This is a genomic window from Pseudomonas fluorescens HK44 (assembly GCF_000217955.3).
GTDB classification, from domain to species: domain Bacteria; phylum Pseudomonadota; class Gammaproteobacteria; order Pseudomonadales; family Pseudomonadaceae; genus Aquipseudomonas; species Aquipseudomonas fluorescens_AQ.
The window spans coordinates 321,763-343,279 of record NZ_AFOY02000015.1; the positions used below are offsets into that span (position 1 = coordinate 321,763).

General features: G+C 61.0%; 21 protein-coding genes and 1 pseudogene. 15 read left to right on the forward strand and 7 right to left on the reverse strand.

Going from position 1 to position 21,517, the window contains the following annotated elements:
- Positions 1 to 93: 93 nt before the first annotated feature.
- The 4 genes from HK44_RS14230 to HK44_RS14245 are packed head-to-tail and all read right to left on the reverse strand — an operon-like array spanning position 94 to position 3,808.
- Positions 94 to 885: an ABC transporter permease gene (locus HK44_RS14230; protein ID WP_019690845.1), complete on the reverse strand. Its 792-nt coding sequence runs from the start codon at positions 883 to 885 to the stop codon at positions 94 to 96.
- Entirely contained in the window at positions 882 to 1,637 is a 756-nt protein-coding gene (locus tag HK44_RS14235) for an ABC transporter ATP-binding protein (RefSeq protein ID WP_019690844.1), read from the reverse strand. Before HK44_RS14235 ends, HK44_RS14230 begins: the two co-directional genes overlap by 4 nt.
- The gene (locus HK44_RS14240) at positions 1,634 to 2,593 is read right to left on the reverse strand and encodes a YVTN family beta-propeller repeat protein (protein WP_019690843.1); all 960 of its coding nucleotides are present in this window, start codon (positions 2,591 to 2,593) and stop codon (positions 1,634 to 1,636) included. Before HK44_RS14240 ends, HK44_RS14235 begins: the two co-directional genes overlap by 4 nt.
- A 30-nt stretch (positions 2,594 to 2,623) precedes the next feature.
- A complete protein-coding gene (locus tag HK44_RS14245) occupies positions 2,624 to 3,808 on the reverse strand; it encodes an ABC transporter substrate-binding protein (protein ID WP_019690842.1) in 1,185 nt (394 codons plus the stop codon).
- Between the two features lie 154 nt (positions 3,809 to 3,962).
- On the opposite strand from HK44_RS14245, the gene HK44_RS30165 reads away from it, so the two are divergent.
- From HK44_RS30165 to HK44_RS14305, 13 genes are all read left to right on the forward strand, one after another.
- On the forward strand, positions 3,963 to 4,085 hold the full coding sequence (locus HK44_RS30165) for a hypothetical protein (protein ID WP_019690841.1): 123 nt from the start codon (positions 3,963 to 3,965) through the stop codon (positions 4,083 to 4,085).
- 160 nt (positions 4,086 to 4,245) lie between these two features.
- A complete protein-coding gene (gene pedF, locus HK44_RS14250; protein ID WP_019690840.1) occupies positions 4,246 to 4,707 on the forward strand; it encodes a cytochrome c-550 PedF in 462 nt (153 codons plus the stop codon).
- A 3-nt stretch (positions 4,708 to 4,710) separates the two neighbouring features.
- Complete coding sequence (locus HK44_RS14255; RefSeq protein WP_019690839.1) at positions 4,711 to 5,586, forward strand: substrate-binding periplasmic protein; 876 nt, start codon at positions 4,711 to 4,713, stop codon at positions 5,584 to 5,586.
- A gap of 193 nt (positions 5,587 to 5,779) precedes the next feature.
- Positions 5,780 to 7,555, forward strand: a complete 1,776-nt coding sequence (locus HK44_RS14260) for a PQQ-dependent methanol/ethanol family dehydrogenase (RefSeq protein WP_019690838.1) — start codon at positions 5,780 to 5,782, stop codon at positions 7,553 to 7,555.
- Positions 7,556 to 7,711: 156 nt separating this feature from the next.
- Entirely contained in the window at positions 7,712 to 9,232 is a 1,521-nt protein-coding gene (gene exaC / locus HK44_RS14265; RefSeq protein ID WP_019690837.1) for an acetaldehyde dehydrogenase ExaC, read from the forward strand.
- Between the two features lie 256 nt (positions 9,233 to 9,488).
- Positions 9,489 to 9,560 carry a pyrroloquinoline quinone precursor peptide PqqA gene (pqqA, locus tag HK44_RS14270; RefSeq protein ID WP_003253598.1) on the forward strand — a complete coding sequence of 24 codons (72 nt, stop codon included), beginning with the start codon at positions 9,489 to 9,491 and terminating at the stop codon, positions 9,558 to 9,560.
- Between the two features lie 54 nt (positions 9,561 to 9,614).
- Positions 9,615 to 10,529, forward strand: coding sequence for a pyrroloquinoline quinone biosynthesis protein PqqB (gene pqqB, locus HK44_RS14275; RefSeq protein ID WP_019690836.1), 915 nt, complete (start codon positions 9,615 to 9,617; stop codon positions 10,527 to 10,529).
- A gap of 35 nt (positions 10,530 to 10,564) precedes the next feature.
- Positions 10,565 to 11,317, forward strand: coding sequence for a pyrroloquinoline-quinone synthase PqqC (gene pqqC / locus HK44_RS14280; protein ID WP_019690835.1), 753 nt, complete (start codon positions 10,565 to 10,567; stop codon positions 11,315 to 11,317).
- Positions 11,314 to 11,586: a pyrroloquinoline quinone biosynthesis peptide chaperone PqqD gene (pqqD, locus tag HK44_RS14285; RefSeq protein WP_019690834.1), complete on the forward strand. Its 273-nt coding sequence runs from the start codon at positions 11,314 to 11,316 to the stop codon at positions 11,584 to 11,586. Before pqqC ends, pqqD begins: the two co-directional genes overlap by 4 nt.
- On the forward strand, positions 11,564 to 12,706 hold the full coding sequence (pqqE, locus tag HK44_RS14290) for a pyrroloquinoline quinone biosynthesis protein PqqE (RefSeq protein ID WP_019690833.1): 1,143 nt from the start codon (positions 11,564 to 11,566) through the stop codon (positions 12,704 to 12,706). Before pqqD ends, pqqE begins: the two co-directional genes overlap by 23 nt.
- Positions 12,707 to 12,796: 90 nt before the next feature.
- A complete protein-coding gene (ercA, locus tag HK44_RS14295) occupies positions 12,797 to 13,960 on the forward strand; it encodes an alcohol dehydrogenase-like regulatory protein ErcA (protein WP_019690832.1) in 1,164 nt (387 codons plus the stop codon).
- Positions 13,944 to 15,671 carry a PAS domain-containing hybrid sensor histidine kinase/response regulator gene (locus HK44_RS14300; protein ID WP_019690831.1) on the forward strand — a complete coding sequence of 576 codons (1,728 nt, stop codon included), beginning with the start codon at positions 13,944 to 13,946 and terminating at the stop codon, positions 15,669 to 15,671. The genes ercA and HK44_RS14300 overlap by 17 nt, the downstream gene beginning before the upstream one ends.
- A gap of 494 nt (positions 15,672 to 16,165) precedes the next feature.
- On the forward strand, positions 16,166 to 17,041 hold the full coding sequence (locus HK44_RS14305; protein WP_019690830.1) for a DNA/RNA non-specific endonuclease: 876 nt from the start codon (positions 16,166 to 16,168) through the stop codon (positions 17,039 to 17,041).
- 62 nt (positions 17,042 to 17,103) lie between these two features.
- On the opposite strand, the gene HK44_RS14310 is transcribed toward HK44_RS14305, so the two are convergent.
- Both HK44_RS14310 and HK44_RS14315 read right to left on the reverse strand, forming a co-directional pair.
- A complete protein-coding gene (locus HK44_RS14310) occupies positions 17,104 to 17,814 on the reverse strand; it encodes a class I SAM-dependent methyltransferase (protein ID WP_019690829.1) in 711 nt (236 codons plus the stop codon).
- Between the two features lie 3 nt (positions 17,815 to 17,817).
- A pseudogene (locus HK44_RS14315) lies at positions 17,818 to 17,967 on the reverse strand (glycosyltransferase); the annotation flags it as partial.
- A gap of 263 nt (positions 17,968 to 18,230) precedes the next feature.
- Here HK44_RS14315 and HK44_RS14320 point away from each other — a divergent pair.
- Complete coding sequence (locus HK44_RS14320) at positions 18,231 to 19,115, forward strand: alpha/beta fold hydrolase (RefSeq protein ID WP_019690827.1); 885 nt, start codon at positions 18,231 to 18,233, stop codon at positions 19,113 to 19,115.
- Between the two features lies 1 nt (position 19,116).
- Here HK44_RS14320 and HK44_RS14325 read toward each other — a convergent pair whose 3' ends face one another.
- On the reverse strand, positions 19,117 to 19,887 hold the full coding sequence (locus HK44_RS14325; RefSeq protein ID WP_019690826.1) for a DeoR/GlpR family DNA-binding transcription regulator: 771 nt from the start codon (positions 19,885 to 19,887) through the stop codon (positions 19,117 to 19,119).
- Between the two features lie 265 nt (positions 19,888 to 20,152).
- On the opposite strand from HK44_RS14325, the gene HK44_RS14330 reads away from it, so the two are divergent.
- Positions 20,153 to 21,433: a haloacid dehalogenase-like hydrolase gene (locus tag HK44_RS14330; protein ID WP_019690825.1), complete on the forward strand. Its 1,281-nt coding sequence runs from the start codon at positions 20,153 to 20,155 to the stop codon at positions 21,431 to 21,433.
- Positions 21,434 to 21,517 lie beyond the last annotated feature (84 nt).

Here is a 21,517-nt window from a genome sequence, read left to right on the forward strand (position 1 = left end):
CATCCTGTATGTCATGGGCCCATTACATGCCAGGGACGGTGCTTTGTGAATGCGACCATAGATAAGAAAACCAGTACTAAAGTAGGAGTCGGGTTATCCGGCCTTGCGTAATGCCGCATGCTGGGGATTGAAGGTCAGTACCGCAAGCGAGCTGAACAGCAGGGTCAGCCCCAGGCACACCGCCAATGCCAGCGGATTGAGGCGTTCGTACAGGGCAAAACGCACCAGCTCCACCGCGTGGGTGAACGGGTTCAGGGCACAGAGCCAGTATAGCCACTGACTGGCCTCGAGCATCTTCCACAACGGGTACAGGGCCGATGACAGGAAGAACAGCGGGAAGATCACGAAATTCATCACCCCGGCAAAGTTCTCCAACTGGCGAATCGCGTTGGACAGCAGCAGCCCCAGGGCACTGAGCATCAGGGCCACCAGCAGCAACACCGGTAACGCCAGCAGCAGTCCCGCCGCCGGTGGTTGCACGCCGTACAGCCAGGCGATGGCGAGGAAAGCGTAAACCTGCAACAGGGAAATCAACGAGGTGGCCACTAGTTTGCTGCCTAGCAGAAAGGCTCGCGGCAGAGGGCTGGTCAGCAGCACCCGCATGCTGCCCATCTCCCGGTCGTAGACCATCGACAGCGAGCCCTGCATGCCGTTGAACAGCAGGATCATGCAGGCCAGACCCGGGATGATGTACACCTCATAGGGAATGTAGGTGTCGTAGGGTTCGATAATCGCGATACCCAGGGCGGCGCGAAAACCTGCGGCGAACACCAGCAGCCACAGTAGCGGGCGCACCAGGGCGCTGAGAAAACGCGTGCGCTGCAACACGAAGCGCAGCCATTCGCGCAGCACGATACCGCTGAAACACCGCCAGTATGCGTTCATCGGGTGCTGACTCCTGTAGTGGCCGCGAGGCCAGGTGAAGGGGTGAGGCGGGCGAAAGCGGCATCAAGGTCGCCGCCGTGCTCCCGGCTCAGCACGTCCGCCTGTCCGCTGGCGACCAGCCGGCCCTGATGGAGGATCAGCAGGTCATCGTTGGGGTGTACTTCGTCCAGCAGGTGGGTGGTCCAGAGCGCACTGATCTGTTGTTCGTGACACAGCGTGCGAATGTGCCGATTGAGCGCCAGGCGGCTGGCCGGGTCGAGGCCGGCACTGGCTTCATCCAGTAGCAGCAAGCGCGGTTCGTGGAGCAGGGCGCGGGCAATTTCCACTCGCCGACGATGCCCGCCATTGAGTTCACGAACCCGTTCGTGCCGGCGCTCGCTCAGGCCCTGGCGCGCCAGTTCGGCATCGACCCGCCGCTGGCTCTGGCAGCGCGACAAACCCTGCAGCGCCGCGTGATAGCGCAGGTTTTGTTCAATGCTCAGGTCCAGGTCCAGAGTGCTTTGCTGGAACACCACCCCCAATTGGCGCAGGGCCGGGCGCGCGGCGTTGCGCAAGGAGCAGCCGCCGACTCGAATATCCCCGCGTTGCAGGTCATAGAGCCGGGTGAGCAGGGCGATCAGCGTTGACTTGCCCGCGCCGTTGGGCCCCAGCAGTGCCGCGAAACGCCCCGGTGCCAGGCTGAAACTGACCTGTTTCAGTGCTTCGCGCGGGCCATAGGCGAAGCTCACGTCGCAGACATCGAGGGCGTTCATGGCGTGACCACCACGCCCCATGGGTAGCGTCCGACCTTCACCGATTTGATGACCTTGAGGCTGTTGACATCAATCACCGATACATCGCCGCTGACCCCGTTGGTGGCCAGCAGCTGGCGCTGGTCCGGGGTAAACGACATCTGCCAGACGCGTCGACCCACCAACAGGTAGTCGAGGATTTCGAAGGTTTTTGCATCGATGACGGCTACATGGTTGGCCGGGCCCAGTGCGACGAAGGCGTACTTGCCGTCGGCGCTGAGCTTGACGCCCACCGGCTGTACTTTGTCCGGGTGCACGCCCTTGATCTGGAACTTCAGGGTCTTGAGGATCTTGCGTGTCGCCACGTCGAGAATGGTCACCGTGCCGCCGATCTCGGCGGAAGCCCAGAGTTGCGAACCGTCCTGATTGAACTCGACGAAACGCGGCCGCTGATCCACCAGGGTGCTGTCGGTCAGGGTCTGGGTGCTGGTGTCGATCCAGTGCAGCATGTTCGTGGTTTCACTGGTGTTGACCGCCCACTTGCCATCGGGGCTGACCGCCATGCCTTCGGGTTCGACGCCAACATTGACCTGGCCCAGGACCTTGGCGGTTTCGGTGTCGATCACCGTCACCAGTGCATCGTCCTCGTTGGAGACATACAACCAGCGGTTGTTGGGGTGCAGGGCAAATTGCTCCGGGTCCTTGCCGGAGGGCAGCTCCTTGATGATCTTGCGGGTGGCCACATCCATCACCTGGACCCGGTCCGAGTCGCTGGCGCAGATGTACAGCAATTTGTTGTCGTGGGACAGCAACAGCCCGCGCGGACGCTGGCCCACGGGCAGGGTCTCGGTGACTTGCAGCGTCTGCATGTCGATCAGGCTCAGGCTGTTGTCTTTCTCGTTGGAGACCCAGGCAGTGCTCGCCACGGCTTGCCCGGCGGCGAGCAGGAGGGCGCAAGTGAGCAGGGTGCGGCGCATGGCGGATTCCTTATTGTTGTGGTGGTGTGATCAGGGGTAGCGGCAACTCACTTCAGGTTTGTCGAAACCCAGGCTGTCCATTTCATTGCTGGGGTGTAAAAAGCCGTCCTCGGGCGCGGTGCTGACCAGCGCTCGCGGCTGGACGATGGGGATCGGCTGGCGCAACTGGCCGTTCCATGGGCGATAGCTGAGTTTGCGGCCCTTGAAACCGTCCAGTGGCAACTGGTCACTGAGTTCCAGTTGGCGAATGGCGACCGGGTCGGTCTGGCGCAGTTTGCTGACTGCGCTGGCGATGCTGCGCACGGCGACCCAGGCGGCGAAGTCGCGGTCGTTCATCCAGCGTCCGGCCAGGGCTTCGAAGCGCTTCTGCAACTGGGCGGCCCCGTAGGTTTCCACGGTGTGGTGCCAGCCGGTGGGGGTCAGGCCCTGGGTGCCGGCCACGGGGCGCGGGTACCAGGTCTGATAGGGGACGTATTCACCGAAGTCGCCGCGCTCATCCGCCACCAGCACCACGTCGTATTCGGCGGTCTGGGTGAACAGCGGCATGTCGGCCTGGGCGCTGCGGCGCTGGTCATTGTCGAACGTCCAGGGTTTCTCGGCGACGATCTTCAGCCCGAAGCGCTTCATGGCCCGTCGCAGAGCGGCGGCATAGGCCTGGTCTTCTGGCGTCTGACCGACGATCAGCAACGCCCGCTGCCATTTGCGCACCACCATGAACTGCACCAGTGCATCGGCCAGCATGGCGCGGCTGGGCAGACTGTGCAGCACGTTGGCCAGGCAGTCGGTGCTGCGCAGGCTGTCATCGGCACTGCCGGCATTGAACAGCAGGCTGTCGGGCAGGGCGGCGCTGAGCTGGCGCAGGCTGTCCTGCGGCACATTCACCACGAACAATCGCAGGCCTTGAGCGTGCTGGGCTTTGGCGGCTTCCAGTAACGCTTCGGGGCTGTCGACGACGGTGCTTTGCAGGTGATAGTCGTGTTTGAGAAAGCGTCCGGTGCTGTTGCTGTCGATGATTGCCAACTCGGCACCTCGCAGCCCCGCATCGGTGGGTTCGGGGATGACAGTGGAGAGCAATGGCCCTGGGTCGGGACGATAACCGAGGTAGCCGATGCGCACTTGCAACGGGTCGTCGTCCGCCTGGCTCTGGGTGGCCAGCAACGCGGAGCAGGCAATCGCCAACAAATAGAACAGGGCGTAACCAATAAGCTGGCGCATAGGGCACTCCACTTCGTATGGCGCCAGCATAGGAAGTCCGGGAGGGCAGCGAAATATGCAGAAAGTACCAGTGAGCCAGTACCAAGGTCGTAACTTGCCGCGTGCGGCGCGGTTTTAGCTTGGGCAACAGCCAACCATCCGGAGCACAACGATCATGCGAATTCTTAAAGCATTGCTCCTGCCGTTGCTGCTGATCCTGAGCCTGATCGGCGTCGACAAATTGCACGGAGCCCGCCCTGTCGCCGTGCTGGTGGTCCCCGTGAGCCCAGGGTATTAGTCGCGTACGCCACCGATTGACCGTCGCTTCGCCACAAGCCCTACTACCAAGGGATGAGCGGGCGGCCACCAAAGCAGCATTCGGATCGTGCAGCGCTGTTCCTAAGATGAGCCCGTAGCCTCTGTAGAGAGGTAGTGCGTGCAATCTTGAGGGCAAAACAATGACAACAAAACGCAACGCCTTGCTGGTTGCAGGGCTGCTGACCGGCCTGTTCGGTGCCGGTGCGACCTGGGCCCATGGCAACGTGGTCCCCCAGGCCGTGGAAACCAAGGGCCTGACCTCGATCAAGGATGCCGGCGTGCAGGTCGATGCCGATGGCTGGGCTGCGGCGAATCCCTATCGGTCCTCCCCTGAACATGACAAGGCTCTGGAAATCGGTTCTTCGGCCTACAACCAGAACTGCGCCGCCTGCCATGGCCTGGAAGCCAAGTCCGGCGGTATTGCCCCCGACCTGCGCCTGCTGGATGTCGGTGAAGCGGGTGACGAATGGTTCGTTCAGCGTGTCCGTAATGGCGCGGTGCGCGACGGTCGGGTCTACATGCCGAAGATGGCCGACTACCTGAGCCAGGAAGCGCTGTGGGCGGTGCGCACCTACCTCGACAGCGTGCATGTCGAGCAATGACCCATGCGCCTGCTCGCGGTGTTCATCAGTGCAGTGTTGTTGTGTTGCCAGGCGGTGCAGGCGCAGGTCCGCACCTTTGACCAAATGATCGCCGAAGGGGAGCTCAAGGTCGCGGTCTACAAGGATTTCGCCCCCTACAGCTTCGAAGACGCGGGCACGCCACGAGGGGTCGATGTTGAACTGGCCCGGGCGCTGGCCAAGGCGCTCGGTGTCCGTCTCACGCTGATCTGGGCACCGCCGGGAGAAAAGCTCGACGACGATTTGCGCGACTACATCTGGCGCGGCAGCCAACTGCGCAACCAGCAGTTGGCCGACCTGATGATGCGCGTACCGTATGACCGTGACTACTCGCAAAAGCGCAACGAACTCGGTGAGCTGGAGAACGGCCATGTGGTGATGTTCGGGCCTTACCAGAACGAGCAGTGGCAAGTCGCTTACGACCGCCGTCGACTGGAGTCGGTAGGCAGCGTTGCGGTGTTCGAGCATCACCCCATCGGGGTTGAGGTCGACAGTGTGCCGTCGTTCTACCTGACCTCGGTGTTCAACGGCATGCTCAGGGCCAGTACTCACCACTATCCGGGCGTACCCCAGGCCTTTGCTGCCATGAAGGCCGGCGAGGTCGATGCGGTGATGGCGATGCGCGGCGAGATCGACTGGCAGGTGCACGAGGCGGCCGATCCTCAATTGGCGCTGGCAGAAAACGCCTACCCGAACATGGGCAAACAGCTCTGGGAGATCGGCATGGCGGTGCATGAAAGCAACCGTCAACTGGCCTATGCGGTAGAGGAAGCGCTGGAAGGCTTGATCCACGACGGCACGCTCAAGGCAATCTATGCCAGCTATGGCCTGCGCTATGACGTGCCCGACATGTACCAATAGCTATTGTGCCGGCTGTTGCGCTGCTGGCGAGCGCTGGCAGTACCGGCACTGATGCTCCCCTCATCCTCGATATGTACTAAGGAACTAGCAATCTCCGCACTGCGAGCAATTGTTGCGCCAGCGGCGGCGCCCAAGAATCTGCGTCAGACCGGAGAAATTTCCGGGTACAACAATAACCGCAGAGGTAGCCGTCATGACCCACCCCGTACGTCGTCAACCCTTCGCCCTCAGTGTGCTGCTCAGTGCCATGTTGCTGTCTGGCTCGGCCCTGGCCGCCGTCACCGATCAGGACATTCTCCAGGACCCGAAAAACCCCGGGCAGGTCGTCACCAACGGCCTCGGCGTCCAGGGGCAGCGCTACAGTCCGCTGGATATCCTCAATGTCAATAACGTGAAGGAACTGCGCCCGGTCTGGGCCTTTTCGTTCGGCGGTGAAAAGCAGCGCGGTCAGCAGGCGCAGCCGATGATCAAGGATGGCGTGATGTACATGACCGGATCCTACTCGCGGGTGTTTGCGGTGGATGCCCACACCGGCAAGAAACTCTGGCAGTACGATGCACGCCTGCCGGACGACATCCGCCCGTGCTGCGATGTGATCAACCGAGGTGTGGCGCTGTACGACGACCTGGTGATTTTCGGCACCCTGGACGCCAAGCTCGTGGCCCTGAACAAGGACACCGGCAAAGTGGTCTGGAGCAAGAAAGTGGCCGACCACAAGGAAGGCTACTCCATCAGCGCCGCACCGCTGGTAGTCAACGGCAAGCTGATCACCGGCGTGGCCGGCGGCGAGTTCGGGGTGGTGGGCAAGATCGAAGCCTATAACCCGAAAAACGGTGACCTGCTGTGGACCCGGCCAACGGTCGAAGGACATATGGGGTACGTCTACAAGGACGGCAAGGCCGTCGAGAACGGCATCTCCGGGGGAGAAGCCGGCAAGACCTGGCCGGGTGACCTCTGGAAAACCGGCGGTGCCGCGCCCTGGCTCGGCGGCTACTACGATCCGGAAACCAATCTGCTGCTGTTCGGTACCGGCAACCCGGCACCGTGGAACTCCCACCTGCGCCCTGGCGACAACCTCTATTCCTCATCGCGTCTGGCGCTGAACCCGGACGACGGCACCATCAAGTGGCACTTCCAGAGCACTCCGCACGATGGCTGGGACTTTGACGGCGTCAACGAGCTGATCTCGTTCAACTACAAGGACGGCGGCAAAGAGATCAAGGCAGCGGCCACCGCTGACCGCAACGGCTTCTTCTACGTACTGGACCGCACCAACGGCAAGTTCATCCGAGGCTTCCCGTTTGTCGACAAAATCACCTGGGCCAGCGGGCTGGACAAGGACGGTCGGCCTATTTACAACGAAGCCAGCCGCCCGGGCGCGCCGGGTAGTGAAGAAAAAGGCAGTTCGGTGTTTGTCGCGCCGGCTTTCCTCGGTGCAAAAAACTGGATGCCCATGGCCTACAACCAGGACACCGGGCTGTTCTATGTGCCGTCCAACGAATGGGGCATGGATATCTGGAACGAAGGCATCGCCTACAAGAAAGGTGCGGCGTTTCTGGGCGCCGGTTTCACTATCAAGCCGTTGAATGAAGACTACATCGGCGTGCTGCGCGCCATTGACCCGAAAACCGGCAAGGAAGTCTGGCGGCACAAGAACTACGCGCCGCTCTGGGGCGGGGTGCTGACCACCAAGGGCAACCTGGTGTTTACCGGTACGCCGGAAGGCTTCCTGCAGGCCTTCAACGCCAAGACCGGGGAAAAAGTCTGGGAGTTCCAGACCGGCTCCGGCGTGCTCGGCTCGCCGATTACCTGGGAGATGGATGGCGAGCAGTACGTCTCGGTACTGTCCGGCTGGGGCGGTGCTGTCCCGTTGTGGGGGGGCGAAGTGGCCAAGCGGGTCAAGGACTTCAACCAGGGCGGCATGCTCTGGACCTTCAAACTGCCCAAGGACCTGGTTGCCAAGCATTGATCTGAACCGAGGGGAAGGCTGAATACCCCAAGGGCAAAACTACGACCAAATGACGAGAGTCCCCCTGCCAACGGCGCATTCGTCCGGGCTGTGGGGCTCTCTACTATCGGTCTATCGCCTGTTGACCGACAGGCCTCGACCCAGCAGAGGTTCATCATGATCTACGCTCAACCCGGAACACCCGGCGCCGTCGTTTCCTTCAAGGCCCGCTACGGCAATTTCATCGGCGGTGAGTTTGTCGCCCCGGTCAAAGGCCAGTACTTCACCACGACTTCACCGGTCAATGGCCAGCCGATTGCCGAGTTCCCGCGTTCCACCGCTGAAGACATCGACAAGGCCCTGGACGCCGCCCATGCCGCTGCCGACGCCTGGGGCAAGACCTCGGCTCAGGATCGCTCGCTGGTGCTGCTGAAAATCGCCGACCGCATCGAACAGAACCTCGAAGTGCTCGCGGTGACCGAAACCTGGGACAACGGCAAGGCTGTGCGCGAAACCCTCAACGCCGATGTACCGCTGGCGGCAGACCATTTCCGCTACTTCGCCGGCTGCATCCGTGCCCAGGAAGGTGGCGCCGCCGAGATCAACGAACTGACCACCGCTTACCATTTTCACGAACCGCTGGGCGTGGTCGGGCAGATCATCCCGTGGAACTTCCCGCTGCTGATGGCCGCCTGGAAACTCGCTCCGGCCCTGGCCGCCGGTAACTGCATCGTCCTCAAGCCGGCCGAGCAGACGCCGCTGTCGATCATGGTCTTCGCCGAGTTGATCGCTGATTTGCTGCCACCGGGCGTGCTGAACATCGTCCAGGGCTTTGGCCGCGAAGCCGGCGAGGCCCTGGCCACCAGTAAGCGTATCGCCAAGATTGCCTTCACCGGGTCCACCCCGGTGGGTTCGCACATCATGAAGTGCGCCGCCGAGAACATCATCCCGTCCACTGTGGAACTGGGCGGCAAGTCGCCGAACATTTTCTTCGCCGACATCATGCAGGCAGAGCCCGAGTTCATCGAAAAAGCTGCTGAAGGCCTGGTGCTGGCGTTCTTCAACCAGGGCGAAGTCTGCACTTGCCCATCCCGCGCGCTGGTGCAGGAGTCGATCTACGAACCGTTCATGGCCGAGGTCATGAAGAAGATCGTCAAGATCAAACGCGGCAACCCGCTGGACACCGACACCATGGTCGGCGCCCAGGCGTCCGAGCAGCAATACGACAAGATCCTCTCGTACCTGAAAATCGCTCAGGAGGAGGGCGCCGAGCTGCTGACCGGCGGTGCGGCTGAACGTCTTGAAGGCGATCTGTCGAGCGGGTATTACATTCAGCCGACCCTGCTCAAGGGCCACAACAAAATGCGCGTGTTCCAGGAAGAAATCTTTGGTCCGGTGGTGGGTGTTACCACGTTCAAGGACGAAGCCGAAGCCCTGGCGATTGCCAACGACAGCGAGTTCGGCCTCGGTGCCGGCCTGTGGACCCGCGACATCAACCGCGCCTACCGCATGGGTCGGGCGATCAAGGCCGGTCGCGTCTGGACCAACTGCTACCACCTGTACCCGGCCCACGCCGCGTTTGGTGGCTACAAGAAGTCCGGCGTTGGCCGTGAAACCCACAAAATGATGCTCGACCACTACCAACAGACCAAAAACCTGCTGGTGAGCTACGACATCAACCCGCTGGGCTTCTTCTGACCCGCAAAAACGCCACAAACCCTGTGGGAGCGAGCCTGCTCGCGATGAGGCCAGTACAGTCGATATTGATGTTGACTGTTAGTCCGCTATCGCGAGCAGGCTCGCTCCCACATTGGTTTTGTAGGGTTCCAGTATCTGCGCGACACCCCCTACCAAGGCACCCCACCGCCTCCTTCGAAAGTAGCATTCGGACGCCAGTCCTCGCGTGTATTAATGCCTCTACCGGAATGCACCGGCACAAGAAGAGGATTGACCCATGTGGACTAAACCCGCGTTTACCGACCTGCGTATTGGCTTCGAAGTGACGATGTATTTCGCCAATCGTTGATGTTTCGTCCGGCCATCCGCGCGGTGGCCGGGCCTCTTGTCGGGAGCACTGTCCATGCATATCCGCATTCTTGGTTCCGCCGCTGGCGGTGGTTTTCCGCAATGGAACTGCAACTGTCGCCAGTGCAGCGGCATGCGTAATGGCCGCCTGAGGGCGCAGCCTCGTACCCAGTCGTCGATTGCCTTGAGTGACGATGGCGTGGACTGGGTTTTGTGCAATGCCTCACCGGACATCCGCACCCAGCTCGAGAGCTTCGCCCCCCTGCAACCGGCGCGCCGCTTGCGTGATACGGCGATTGCCGGGGTCGTGCTGCTGGACAGCCAGATCGACCATTGCACCGGTTTGCTCAGCCTGCGCGAAGGCTGCCCGCATCAGGTCTGGTGCACCGAGCGGGTTCATCAGGACCTGAGCAGCGGTTTCCCTTTGTTCAACATGCTCAGCCATTGGAATGGCGGTTTGCAGTGGCAGCCCGTCGGGCTGGACAGCACACCTTTTCACATTGCTGCCTGCCGGCATCTGTCCTGGCGGGCGATTCCGTTGCGCAGCAACGCACCCCCGTATTCGCCCAATCGCGGCAACCCGCAACCGGGCGACACCATCGGCCTGTTCATCGAGGACCTGCGCAGTGGCGCCAGCCTGTTCTATGCCCCGGGCCTGGGCGAAGTCGATGCCGAGGTACTGGGCTGGATGCAGCGCGCCGACTGCCTGCTGCTCGACGGCACGCTGTGGCGCGACGATGAAATGCGCCTGTGCGAAGTCGGCCAGAGCCTGGGCAGCGAGATGGGCCACCTGTCACAAAGCGGCCCCGGCGGCATGCTCGACGTGCTGGAGGGGTTTGCCCGTCAACGCAAGATTCTCATCCATATCAATAACACCAACCCGATCCTCGACGAAGACTCGGCCGAACGCGCCGAACTGGCACGGCGCAACGTTGAAGTGGCCTATGACGGCATGAGCATCGAGTTGTGAAAGCGTTGCTCCCACCGTTCCCCCGGAGAACCGAGATGACTGATACCCCACTGGCCCCCGCCGAGTTCGAACAGGCACTGCGCGCCAAGGGCGCCTATTACCATATTCACCATCCGTTCCATCAGGCGATGTACGCCGGGCGTGCCACGCGTGAGCAGATCCAGGGCTGGGTCGCCAATCGCTTCTATTATCAGGTCAACATTCCGCTCAAGGATGCGGCGATTCTGGCCAATTGCCCGGATCGCGACGTGCGTCGGGAATGGCTGCAGCGCCTTGTCGACCACGACGGCGTTCCCGGCAGCGAGGGCGGAATCGAGGCCTGGCTGCGGCTGGGGGAGGCGGTGGGACTGGCGCGTGAGCAGATGCTGTCCCAGGAAATGGTCCTGCCGGGGGTGCGCTTTGCGGTGGATGCCTACGTCAATTTTGCCCGTCGCGCCTGTTGGCAGGAGGCGGCCAGCAGCTCGCTCACTGAACTCTTTGCACCGCAGATCCATCAATCCCGACTCGACGCCTGGCCGCAGCACTACCCGTGGATCGACCCTGCCGGCTACGAGTACTTCCGCACACGCTTGAGCCAGGCGCGGCGTGATGTCGAGCATGGCTTGCGCATTACCCTGGCGCATTACGTCACGCGTGAGGGGCAGCAGCGGATGCTGGAGATTCTGCAATTCAAGCTCGACGTGCTGTGGAGCATGCTCGATGCCATGAGCATGGCCTATGAACTGGAGCGCCCGCCGTACCACAGCGTCACCCGCGAAGCGGTCTGGCATCGGGGGATCGTTCTGTGAGCGGCATCGAACGTCAACTGTCACCGGCACTGCGCCGTGGCTTTCGCCTGCAGTGGGAAGCACGTCAGGATTGCCATGTGCTGCTCTACCCGGAAGGCATGATCAAACTCAACCGCAGTGCCGGCGAGATCCTCAGCCTGGTGGACGGTCAGCGCAATGTGACGTCGATCATCGAGCAACTGGCGGCGCGTTTCCCCGGGGTGCCGGGGATCGATGAAGATGTGCTGGCGTTTCTGGAGGTGGCCCATGCTCAATTCTGGATTGAATGACCTGCGTCCGGGCCCGCCGCTGTGGCTGCTGGCGGAACTGACTTATCGCTGCCCGTTGCAATGCCCGTATTGTTCCAACCCCTTGGACTTTGCCGGGCACGGCGAGGAATTGAGCACTGCCGAGTGGATCCGCGTGTTCCGCGAGGCCCGGGACATGGGCGCTGCGCAACTGGGGTTTTCCGGTGGCGAACCGTTGGTACGACAGGACCTGGCTGAGCTGATCAAGGCCGCCCGGGACATGGGCTATTACACCAACCTCATCACCTCGGGGATCGGCCTGACCGCGCGCAAGGTCCGGCAGTTCAAGGAGGCCGGACTGGACCATATCCAGATCAGCTTCCAGGCCGCCGACGAGGCAGTCAACAACATGCTCGCCGGCTCGCGCAAGGCATTTGCCCAGAAGCTGGCGATGGCCCGGGCGGTGAAGGCCCAGGGCTATCCGATGGTGCTGAACTTCGTCACCCATCGGCACAACATCGATCAGATCGGACAGATCATCGAGCTGTGCCTGGAGCTGGAGGCGGATTTCGTCGAATTGGCCACCTGCCAGTTCTACGGTTGGGCCGAACTTAACCGCGTCGGCCTGTTACCGACCCGTGAGCAGTTGCAGCGTGCCGAACGCATCACCAACGAGTATCGCCAGCGCCTGGAGCAGCAGGGCCACCCCTGCAAGCTGATCTTCGTCACCCCGGACTACTACGAAGAACGCCCCAAGACCTGTATGAACGGCTGGGCCAACCTGTTTCTCGATATCACCCCTGACGGCACCGCGTTGCCGTGCCATAGCGCCCGTCAGTTGCCGGTGCAGTTTCCCAATGTGCGTGACCACAGCATCGAGCACATCTGGAACGACTCCTTCGGTTTCAATCGCTTTCGCGGCGATGAGTGGATGACCGAGCCCTGTCGTTCCTGCGATGAAAAACACCAGGACCTGGGTGGCTGCCGTTGCCAGGCGTTCATGCTCACCGGCGATGCCGCCAATGCGGACCCCGTGTGCAGCAAGTCACCGCACCATGGCAAGATCCTCGAGGCCCGCCGTCAAGCCGAAGCGCCGGGGCAGGGGATCGAGCAGCTGACCTTGCGCAACGAGAAGGCATCGCAGTTGATCTTTCGCGGCTGAGGCGCGGGCTACCCTTTGGTCTGATTGCATTCGCAGCGGGATGCTTTAGGCTGGCCGTTACCTTCCAAAACAATAAAAACAGGCTTTCCAATGAGCCAGAGTCTCAGCCAGCTGCGTAAATTCGTTTCACCTGAAATCATTTTCGGTTCCGGCTGTCGGCATAACGTCGGCAACTATGCCAAGACCTTCGGCGCGCGCAAGGTGTTGGTGGTCAGCGACCCCGGCGTGATCGCCGCCGGCTGGGTTGCCGATGTCGAGGCCAGCCTGCAGGCCCTTGGCATCGACTATTGCCTGTACAGCGCCGTGTCGCCCAACCCCAGGGTCGAAGAGGTCATGCGGGGGGCCGAAATCTACCGTGAAAACCACTGCGATGTGATCGTCGCCGTAGGTGGCGGCAGCCCCATGGATTGCGGCAAGGGTATCGGCATCGTCGTCGCCCACGGTCGCAGCATTCTCGAGTTCGAGGGCGTGGACATGATCCGCGTACCGAGTCCGCCGCTGATCCTGATCCCCACCACCGCCGGCACCTCGGCGGATGTTTCACAGTTCGTGATCATTTCCAACCAGCAGGAACGGATGAAGTTCTCCATCGTCAGCAAGGCCGTGGTGCCGGACGTGTCGCTGATCGACCCGGAAACCACCCTGAGCATGGACCCGTTTCTGTCGGCCTGTACCGGCATCGATGCCTTGGTGCACGCTATCGAGGCCTTTGTCTCCACCGGTCATGGCCCGTTGACCGACCCCCATGCGCTGGAGGCCATGCGGCTGATCAACGGCAATCTGGTACAGATGATCGCCAACCCGACGGATATCGCCCTGCGTGAAAAAATCATGCTGGGCAGCATGCAGGCCGGCCTGGCGTTCTCCAACGCGATTCTCGGCGCGGTGCACGCCATGTCCCACAGCCTGGGCGGTTTCCTCGACCTGCCTCATGGCTTGTGCAACGCGGTGCTGGTGGAACATGTCGTGGCGTTCAATTACAGCTCGGCACCGGAGCGTTTCAAAGTGATCGCCGAGACCTTCGGCATCGACTGCCGGGGCCTCAATCATCGGCAGATCTGTGGGCGCCTGGTGGAGCACCTGATCGCTCTGAAACACGCCATTGGCTTCCATGAAACCCTGGGTCTGCACGGAGTCGGCACGTCTGACATTCCGTTCCTGTCCCAGCATGCAATGGATGACCCGTGCATTCTCACCAACCCCCGCGAGTCGAGCCAGCGTGATGTCGAGGTCGTCTATGGCGAAGCACTCTGACGAGCAACAACGGGCGCTGACCGGATTGCTGGGGCTGGGCAATCATTCGGCGCGCAAGAGTCATTACCCGGAGCTCGCGGCCCGTCTCGACGATCTGGAAGCCGAACGCAACCGCTACAAATGGTTGTTCGAAAACGCAGTCCATGGAATTTTCCAGGCCAGCCTGCAACAGGGCATGCTCGCCGCCAACCCGGCGCTGGCGCACATGCTGGGTTACGAGACACCTCAGGAAGTGCTGTTCTCCCGAGCCGATCTGGCAAGCCAGTTGTTCGTCGGCGATGCGCAGGAAGTGCAGGACATCGCTGAGACCCTGCAAGCTCAACGCAGCCTGCTGGGTTATGAAACCCAACTGCGACGCAAGGACGGCAGCCATATCGATGTGTTGATGAACCTGCTGCTCAAGCCGGATCAGGAGGGCCTGGTGGAAGGTTTCGTCGCCGATATCACCGAGCGCAAACTGGCCCAGCAACGCTTGCAGACACTCAACGATGAGCTGGAACAACGGGTCACCGCACGCACCGATGAATTGCTCGAAGCCAACCGCAACCTGCAACAGCAGATCGCCCAGCGCGAGCAGGTCGAGCAGGCCTTGCGCGATGCACGGGATGCGGCGCAGGCGGCCAACAGCAGCAAGGACAAATACCTGGCCGCCGCCAGCCACGACTTGCTACAACCGTTGAACGCAGCCCGCTTGTTGATCTCCACCTTACGCGAGCGCCCGTTGCCCAGCGTTGAGCAGGTGCTGGTCGAGCGCACCCATCAAGCGCTGGAAGGTGCCGAAGACCTGCTCACCGATCTGTTGGATATATCCCGTCTCGATCAGGCCGCGGTCAAGCCGGACATCGCCCTGTATCGCCTCGATGAACTGCTGGGCCCGTTGGTCTCGGAGTTCCAGTCGGTGGCCGGAGCGGCCGGGTTGAACCTGCGGGTACACATGGGCAATTTCGCCATCCACACCGACCTGCGGCTGATGTCGCGGATCATGCGCAACTTGCTCAGCAATGCCTGTCGCTATACCGAGCGGGGCAGCATCCTGTTGGGCGCCCGGCGACGGGGCAAGAGCCTGCGCCTGGAAGTCTGGGACACCGGTCGCGGTATTCCCGCCGACCGCCTGGACTCGATCTTCCTGGAGTTCAACCAACTGGACGTCGGACGTGCCGCCGACCGCAAGGGCGTGGGGTTGGGACTGGCAATTGTCGAGCGTATCGCGAGAATTCTCGAGCACAAGGTCGAGGTCCACTCGTTGCCAGGACGCGGTTCGATGTTCAGCATCCAGGTGCCGATCGGCGAGCAAGTGCCGCTGCCCATCCATCAGGCGGTGCCGCAGCCGAGTACCGGCAACCCGTTGCCGGGCCGTCGTCTGCTGGTGCTGGACAACGAAGTGAGCATCCTCGACAGCATGAGCGCATTGCTCGGCCAGTGGGGCTGCGAGGTGGTGACGGCAACCGACGAGAACGCTGCGCTGCTGGCCTTGCAGGGGCGGGCGCCGGAATTGATTCTGGCGGATTTCCACCTGGACCATGGGGTCATCGGCTGCGACGTGATTCGCCACCTGCGCGAGCATTTCGCCGCCGCCATTCCCGCAGTGATCATCACCGCAGACCGCAGTGATCAGTGCCGCCGCGCCTTGCAACGACTCGGCACGCCGCTGCTGAACAAACCGGTCAAACCCGGAAAGTTGCGCGCGGTGTTGAGTCAGTTGCTCGGGTAGCACCCGGATGTCAAGACCATCGAAAAGGTGGACCCGCCACAATAGCGGGTCCGAAAGGTGGATCAGCGCTTCGGCAACTGCCCGAGAGTCTTGAACTCGTTGTCGGTGTGGTCGGTGTAAAGGTCGGGATTGCCAGCAGTTCGCGCAGGGTCTCGGTGGTAGCGTTGCGGTACTTCACCCGCGCATAAATGCCAAGCAGGCGATGGATCTCGTTCTGCTGTTCAGGAAAAGGGGCTTGCGACGCACAAACGAAAAAGCCCGGGGAAGGTTTCCCGGGCTTTCAGTGTCGTCGGTCACGTCTTTGCGGGTCATGTCCATTGCTGTTTTTGGAGTAAAAGAAACTCCTTTGATTTCAATGGGTCAGACGCTAGCTGCGAGTCTCGTTATTATGTTGTCCGCATTGAAAAAAGAGCCATTGGCCTCTTTTTTCGTGCCGACGATTTCCGGGCTTTGCCGCCAGTATCCTCCCTCAATCCAACTCAAAGATTCCAAGCATGAACCTACGCAAAATGGCAGTGGGGCTGTCGGCCCTTGTTTTGTTCTCGACCGGCACGGCAGAAGCTCGCAACCTGCTGGATTTCCTCAAGCCGCCCAGCCAGCATGAGGAACAAGGGCACCGTTCAGGCTCCATCAGCCAGAACGCGGCGATTGACCTGTATTCCAGCAAGCAGCAACAGGCATCGTTTGATGGGTGCGCAGACCTGTTCCCGGCAGCCAGGCCGATCAGCATGGCCAGTGTGCCGGCAACGATGAAGCCCTTGGCCCTGTGTTCCGACAACTTTGCGGTGCTGTATTCGCAAACCAGCAAGACTCCGTTGGTTGTGGTTGAGCGTCTGAATTCGGCCCAGCTGGCGGATGCCAAGGGAGAGGAGCGAACCAATCAGTTCTATCCGGACCCACGCATTCCCAAGGACGGGCGGGCGGAGTTGAGCGACTACCGTGGCCAACATCCGGCAGTGGATCGTGGCCATCAGTCCCCGGCAGCCGATGCACCGAATCCGCATGCAATGGCCCAGTCCTTTGCACTGTCGAACATGGTGCCGCAAGACCCGACCAATAACCGGAAGATCTGGAGCAAGGTCGAGTCTGATGTCAGAAAGTTCGCGAAGCGCGCCGATGGCAATGTCTTTGTCTTCACCGGTCCGCTCTTTGATGCAGGTCATACCACCATTGGCGACAACAAGGTCTGGGTGCCTGACCGTCTGTTCAAACTGGTTTACGATGCTTCGTCCAAACGTGCCTGGGCTTATGTGCTGCCTAACGCGCAAACCCGCATTGAGAAGCCGGTGGACTACGAGACTTTTGTGAAGATCACGGGACTCAACCTGCTGGGCAATCTGCCGGTCTCGGGTTCGGTGGTTCGCTCCTGATCTTCAAGGGGTCACTTTGCTGAACGCCACGCCGTTGACCAACGCTGACTGTTCAGCCGAGGTCACGGCTTGCGAGCCAGACAAAACACAGGCAGACCGGCCAGGCGGTTTACGCCCATGAACGGAAGTTCGATGCTGCACAGCGTCTTCAGCAGCGTATTGACCAGCGGATGATGGCGCTTGAGTTGCGAGCGTGGCGTCGGCGGTTGTGCGCCTATGGGCAGCAACCGCAGGATCGCCGCAATCGGGAACACCAGAGCGAAGTAATAGGCCCCTTGCATCACCGTCAAACCGGCGCTCCTGGCCACCGCTTCCAGTTGTGGCAACGTGTAGCGACGCTTGTGTTCAAGAAACTCATCGTGCCCGCTCCAGAGCAGCTGGAACGCCGGCACCGTCATCAGGAAACGGCTGCCGGACGGGACTTTATCGACATAGGCCTTGAGTAATCCGAGGTCGTCATCGACATGCTCCAGCACGTCCATCAACAGCACCAGATCGGCATCCACTGAATCAATCGAACGACGGTAGTGCAGCGGTTTACCGGCGGTTGTGGTGTCCGAGTCTGTCTCATAGCTGATATCCACGCACCAGGCTTCGGTGGCGGTTGTCCGGGTCAGCAGATGATGGGTGAAAAAGCCGGAGCCGGCGCCGATGTCGAGAATCCTTTTGACGGGGGTATCACCCAACAGACGAGTCATCGCCGTGGCTTTCGAACGGTAATACCAATGCTGGCCGATGCTTGAACCGAGAATGTCGATTTCCTTGAGATCCATGGTTCAGTCCTTGGTGGTGTAGACCCGGCGCACCAGAAAAACCGCTAGGCGCTTTGAATCGATGCAGGTTCTGCACGGATATTTACCCAACACTCCGATGCCGATCAGTTGCAGACCACCGGCAAAGGCGACGGCGACCATCAGCGAAGCGTAGCTCAAGGCGGCAAACATCTTCCCATGGGCCTAGGGCGGGATGCGATGGCGGTGAACCCGAGCGAGGCTTCTGCGTCGGGCTTGAGCGTCCGGGATTGTCTTGCTGCAGATCGACGAAATAACTCGTTCGGGCTCTTGCAGACGGGAAAATCCCTGCTTAACTCTGAACCTCTGGTCAGTCAGTGACTTATCAGTCACAAAGACCGTTCGGGCAGTCGCTCACGCTGTGCGCTTAGTTCAATTTGTCCAGGGAAGAAAATGACATGATGCCGAAAACTGCCATCGTCGAGATTTGCAAGAAGTACAAGGTTTATACCGAGCACTATCTCAACGCCGCCGCTGACAAGACCATCATTCTAGTCAACGGCTCGCTGGCAACTACCGCATCCTTTGCGCAAACGGTGCGTTACCTGCAGCCGCGATTCAATGTGGTGCTCTACGACCAGCCTTACGCCGGTCAGTCGAGACAACACAACCTCCATGGCCAACCGATCCGAAAGGAAGACGAGGCGCAGATACTGCTGGAATTGATCGAACATTTTTCCGTGCACCACGTGCTGTCCTTTTCCTGGGGCGGTGCGGTTACCTTGCTGGCACTGGCCCAGCGGCCGCGACGAATCGAGAAGGCAGTGATCAATTCATTTGCAGCGCGGATCAATACGCCGATGCGCGATTACCTGGAGAGCGGCCTGAATTTTCTCCAGGCCTGTGATCGGCTCAATGTCGGGCACTTGATCAACAGCACCATCGGCAAGCACCTGCCATCGTTGTTCAAACGTTTTAATCACCGGCATGTCAGCAGCCTGGCCGAGCATGAATACCGGCAAATGCATTTTCACGTCAACGAGATCCTGACTCAGGACATCCATTGCTACGCTGTCTGTGCCGACGCGATCGAAGTCCCGTTGTTGTTCGTCAACGGCGAATGGGATGAGTACACCTCGGTGGAAGATGCCCGGCTTTTTGCCGCTCATGCCCGTCAGGCCCGGTTCCACACGATCAGGAACACCGGGCACTTCCTCGATATGGAGCATCCGGCGGCCTGGCATGACACACGGCAGGCCTTGCTCGGTTTTCTGCAGCCGGCTGGCGGGACACTGAGCCAGGTCCGTCATCACTCTTGCAGTAGAGAAACATCACCGATTTGAGCTACGCGAGGACAATGTGTTTCAGTTTGGCGTTCAGTGCAGCGAACGCCGCTTCAGTGCTGGCCTTGTGGTTGGTGATGAGCACGTCAATACGCTCTGGTGGACAGAAGGCTACGCGGCTCTCCACACCGATCTTGCTGTAGTCGGCCAGGATAACCACGCGCTCGGCATGCTCGGCCATGGCGCGGGCCACTTCGGCTTCACGGTGGTCGTAGTTGCTGGCACCGCGCTGGGCGTCGATGCCGACGGGCGACAACAGCGCGAGGTCGGCCCGATAGCGGCCAATCTCCGCCACCGTGGTGCCGCCAACCGTGGCGGGAGCACGGTCGTCGAGTGAACCGCCCAATACGATTACCTCGTTGTGCTGAGCGCCCGACGCAGCGGGGTTACGCAATTGCAGCGCCACGTTGAACGAGTTGGTGATCACGGTCAGCCCGCCCAGTTTGGCCAGCTCTTCGGCAAGAATGACAGTGGTGGTGCCCGCGTCGATAAACACGGTCTGTCCGTGCGACAGCAGGCCGACCGCTGCACGCGCGAGGTCACGCTTGAATTTGACGTTACTGTGCGCCCGCTCGGCGATGGGGGCTTCGTCTTCGACGCGAATGGCTCCGCCGTGTATCCGCTTCAACTCCCCGAGGTCTTCCAGAGCGACCAGATCGCGCCGCACGGTCTCGCGTGAAACATTCAGCTCCGTAACGATGCGGTCGGTGGTGACGCGCTGCAAGGTCGAAAGCAGTGCGCGGATTCGCTGGTAACGCTCTTCTTGCCACATGCCGGGTGTCCCTGCTGTTTGAGTTGCTGTCCGAGCACGCATTGTGGAGGGGCGTGGGTCACTGTCAAGTTCGCCCCGGTCCGCATCAGCATGGGACAGGCGCGGTCTGCGAATCATTAAAATGTAATATTGTGGCAATATTGTATTTATGTGTATTTGAAGTTAGCCTCATCGCGGGACGGTTTTCCCCCCTCGTCCGCATTTCGAAACACGCTTTCGCCATCGCCTCGGTTGTAACCTATCGTCTAGAAGTAGGAGCTATACCATGCAGCGTCGCCAGTTTCTGAACACCCTCGCTACTGTTTCCGTCGTAACCCCGCTGTTGTTGTCCTCCCGTATAACGCAAGCCGCCACGCCCTCGGCCACACCGAATGCGCTGGATCCGGCGCGCTGGTCGCCACTGAACACCCAGCGCCTGCAGGCGGTGATCGACCAGCACGGCGTCAAAAGCGCGTCCTATCGTCCTGATCAGCGCCCGTACGCGGTGTTCGACTGGGACAACACCTGCATCATGAATGACTGTGAAGAAGCGCTGCTGGTCTACCAGATCAATCATTTGCAGTACAAGCTGACGCCCGATGAGTTCGCTACCGTGCTGCGCCAGGACGTGCCGAACGGCGCGTTCATGAAGGACTACACCACGGTGGACGGCAAGCCGGTCACCATGGAGGACATCGCCAGCGACGTGGAAGCTGACTACCGCTGGTTGCACGCCAACTACAAAGGGCTTGCCGGCGACAAAAGCCTGGAAGAGATCCAGGCCAGCGAGCAGTACAAGGATTTTCTCGCCAAGCTCTACTTCATGTACGACGCGATCTGCGACAGCTACCCGGTGGAGATCGGCTACAAGTGGATTCTGTACTTCTACAAGAACATGACCACGGCCGAGTTGCAGGCGATGGCCGAGGCCTCCAACAACTACGCCATGGGCGACGCGCTGCGCAAGGTCAAGTACGAGAGTTCACGCACGTTGCCGGGCAAGGCTGGGGTGGTGGCGGACACGCATTTTCATGGCATCCGTATCCATGAGGAAATCCGTGGCCTGATGCACACGTTGCGCGCCAACGGCATCGACGTCTACGTCAGCACCGCCTCGATCGACGACGTGGTGCGCGTGTTCGCCGGCCACTCCAATTACGGCTATGGCGTACCGCCCGAGAACGTGATCGGCCTGCGCATGGCGATGGAAGACGGTAAGTACACCAGTCGCTATCAACCGGACTGGCACTTCAATTACGGGCCGGGCAAGACCGTCGGCATCAAGAATGTACTGGTGAAACAGAAGGGCTACGGCCCGGTGCTGGTGGCCGGTGACAGCGACGGTGATGCGTGGATGCTGCGCGACTTCAACGACACGGCGGTGGGCGTGATCGTCAACCGCATGAAGAAGGGCGAGATTGGTGCCGACAGCCAGCAGGCTGCCGCCCAGTTGGGCAAGCCGGACGCCCGTTTCATCCTGCAAGGGCGCGACGAGCACACCGGTCTGATGATCCCGGACGAGAAATCGCTCAAGTACGGTAAAGACGAACGTAAGTTGCTGGCCTGATGGTGCTGGCTCGCGGGTGGTCGACGGCCACCCGCGAGCCGCAGTGACCGTGGCCAACCTCGGTGCCAGTTCACTGCGGCTGGC

Excerpts from the sequence above, each read along its gene's own strand:
- HK44_RS14305 (WP_019690830.1), top strand. The coding sequence starts at position 16,166 with ATGAACCTACGCAAAATGGCAGTGGGGCTGTCGGCCCTTGTTTTGTTC.
- HK44_RS14260 (WP_019690838.1), top strand. The coding sequence starts at position 5,780 with ATGACCCACCCCGTACGTCGTCAACCCTTCGCCCTCAGTGTGCTGCTC.
- HK44_RS14325 (WP_019690826.1), bottom strand. The coding sequence starts at position 19,887 with ATGTGGCAAGAAGAGCGTTACCAGCGAATCCGCGCACTGCTTTCGACC.
- HK44_RS14240 (WP_019690843.1), bottom strand. The coding sequence starts at position 2,593 with ATGCGCCGCACCCTGCTCACTTGCGCCCTCCTGCTCGCCGCCGGGCAA.
- HK44_RS14255 (WP_019690839.1), top strand. The coding sequence starts at position 4,711 with ATGCGCCTGCTCGCGGTGTTCATCAGTGCAGTGTTGTTGTGTTGCCAG.
- HK44_RS14245 (WP_019690842.1), bottom strand. The coding sequence starts at position 3,808 with ATGCGCCAGCTTATTGGTTACGCCCTGTTCTATTTGTTGGCGATTGCC.
- HK44_RS14230 (WP_019690845.1), bottom strand. The coding sequence starts at position 885 with ATGAACGCATACTGGCGGTGTTTCAGCGGTATCGTGCTGCGCGAATGG.
- HK44_RS30165 (WP_019690841.1), top strand. The coding sequence starts at position 3,963 with ATGCGAATTCTTAAAGCATTGCTCCTGCCGTTGCTGCTGATCCTGAGC.
- ercA (WP_019690832.1), top strand. The coding sequence starts at position 12,797 with ATGAGCCAGAGTCTCAGCCAGCTGCGTAAATTCGTTTCACCTGAAATC.
- HK44_RS14330 (WP_019690825.1), top strand. The coding sequence starts at position 20,153 with ATGCAGCGTCGCCAGTTTCTGAACACCCTCGCTACTGTTTCCGTCGTA.
- pqqB (WP_019690836.1), top strand. The coding sequence starts at position 9,615 with ATGCATATCCGCATTCTTGGTTCCGCCGCTGGCGGTGGTTTTCCGCAA.
- HK44_RS14310 (WP_019690829.1), bottom strand. The coding sequence starts at position 17,814 with ATGGATCTCAAGGAAATCGACATTCTCGGTTCAAGCATCGGCCAGCAT.
- HK44_RS14235 (WP_019690844.1), bottom strand. The coding sequence starts at position 1,637 with ATGAACGCCCTCGATGTCTGCGACGTGAGCTTCGCCTATGGCCCGCGC.
- HK44_RS14300 (WP_019690831.1), top strand. The coding sequence starts at position 13,944 with ATGGCGAAGCACTCTGACGAGCAACAACGGGCGCTGACCGGATTGCTG.
- pqqC (WP_019690835.1), top strand. The coding sequence starts at position 10,565 with ATGACTGATACCCCACTGGCCCCCGCCGAGTTCGAACAGGCACTGCGC.
- pqqE (WP_019690833.1), top strand. The coding sequence starts at position 11,564 with ATGCTCAATTCTGGATTGAATGACCTGCGTCCGGGCCCGCCGCTGTGG.
- pedF (WP_019690840.1), top strand. The coding sequence starts at position 4,246 with ATGACAACAAAACGCAACGCCTTGCTGGTTGCAGGGCTGCTGACCGGC.
- HK44_RS14320 (WP_019690827.1), top strand. The coding sequence starts at position 18,231 with ATGATGCCGAAAACTGCCATCGTCGAGATTTGCAAGAAGTACAAGGTT.
- exaC (WP_019690837.1), top strand. The coding sequence starts at position 7,712 with ATGATCTACGCTCAACCCGGAACACCCGGCGCCGTCGTTTCCTTCAAG.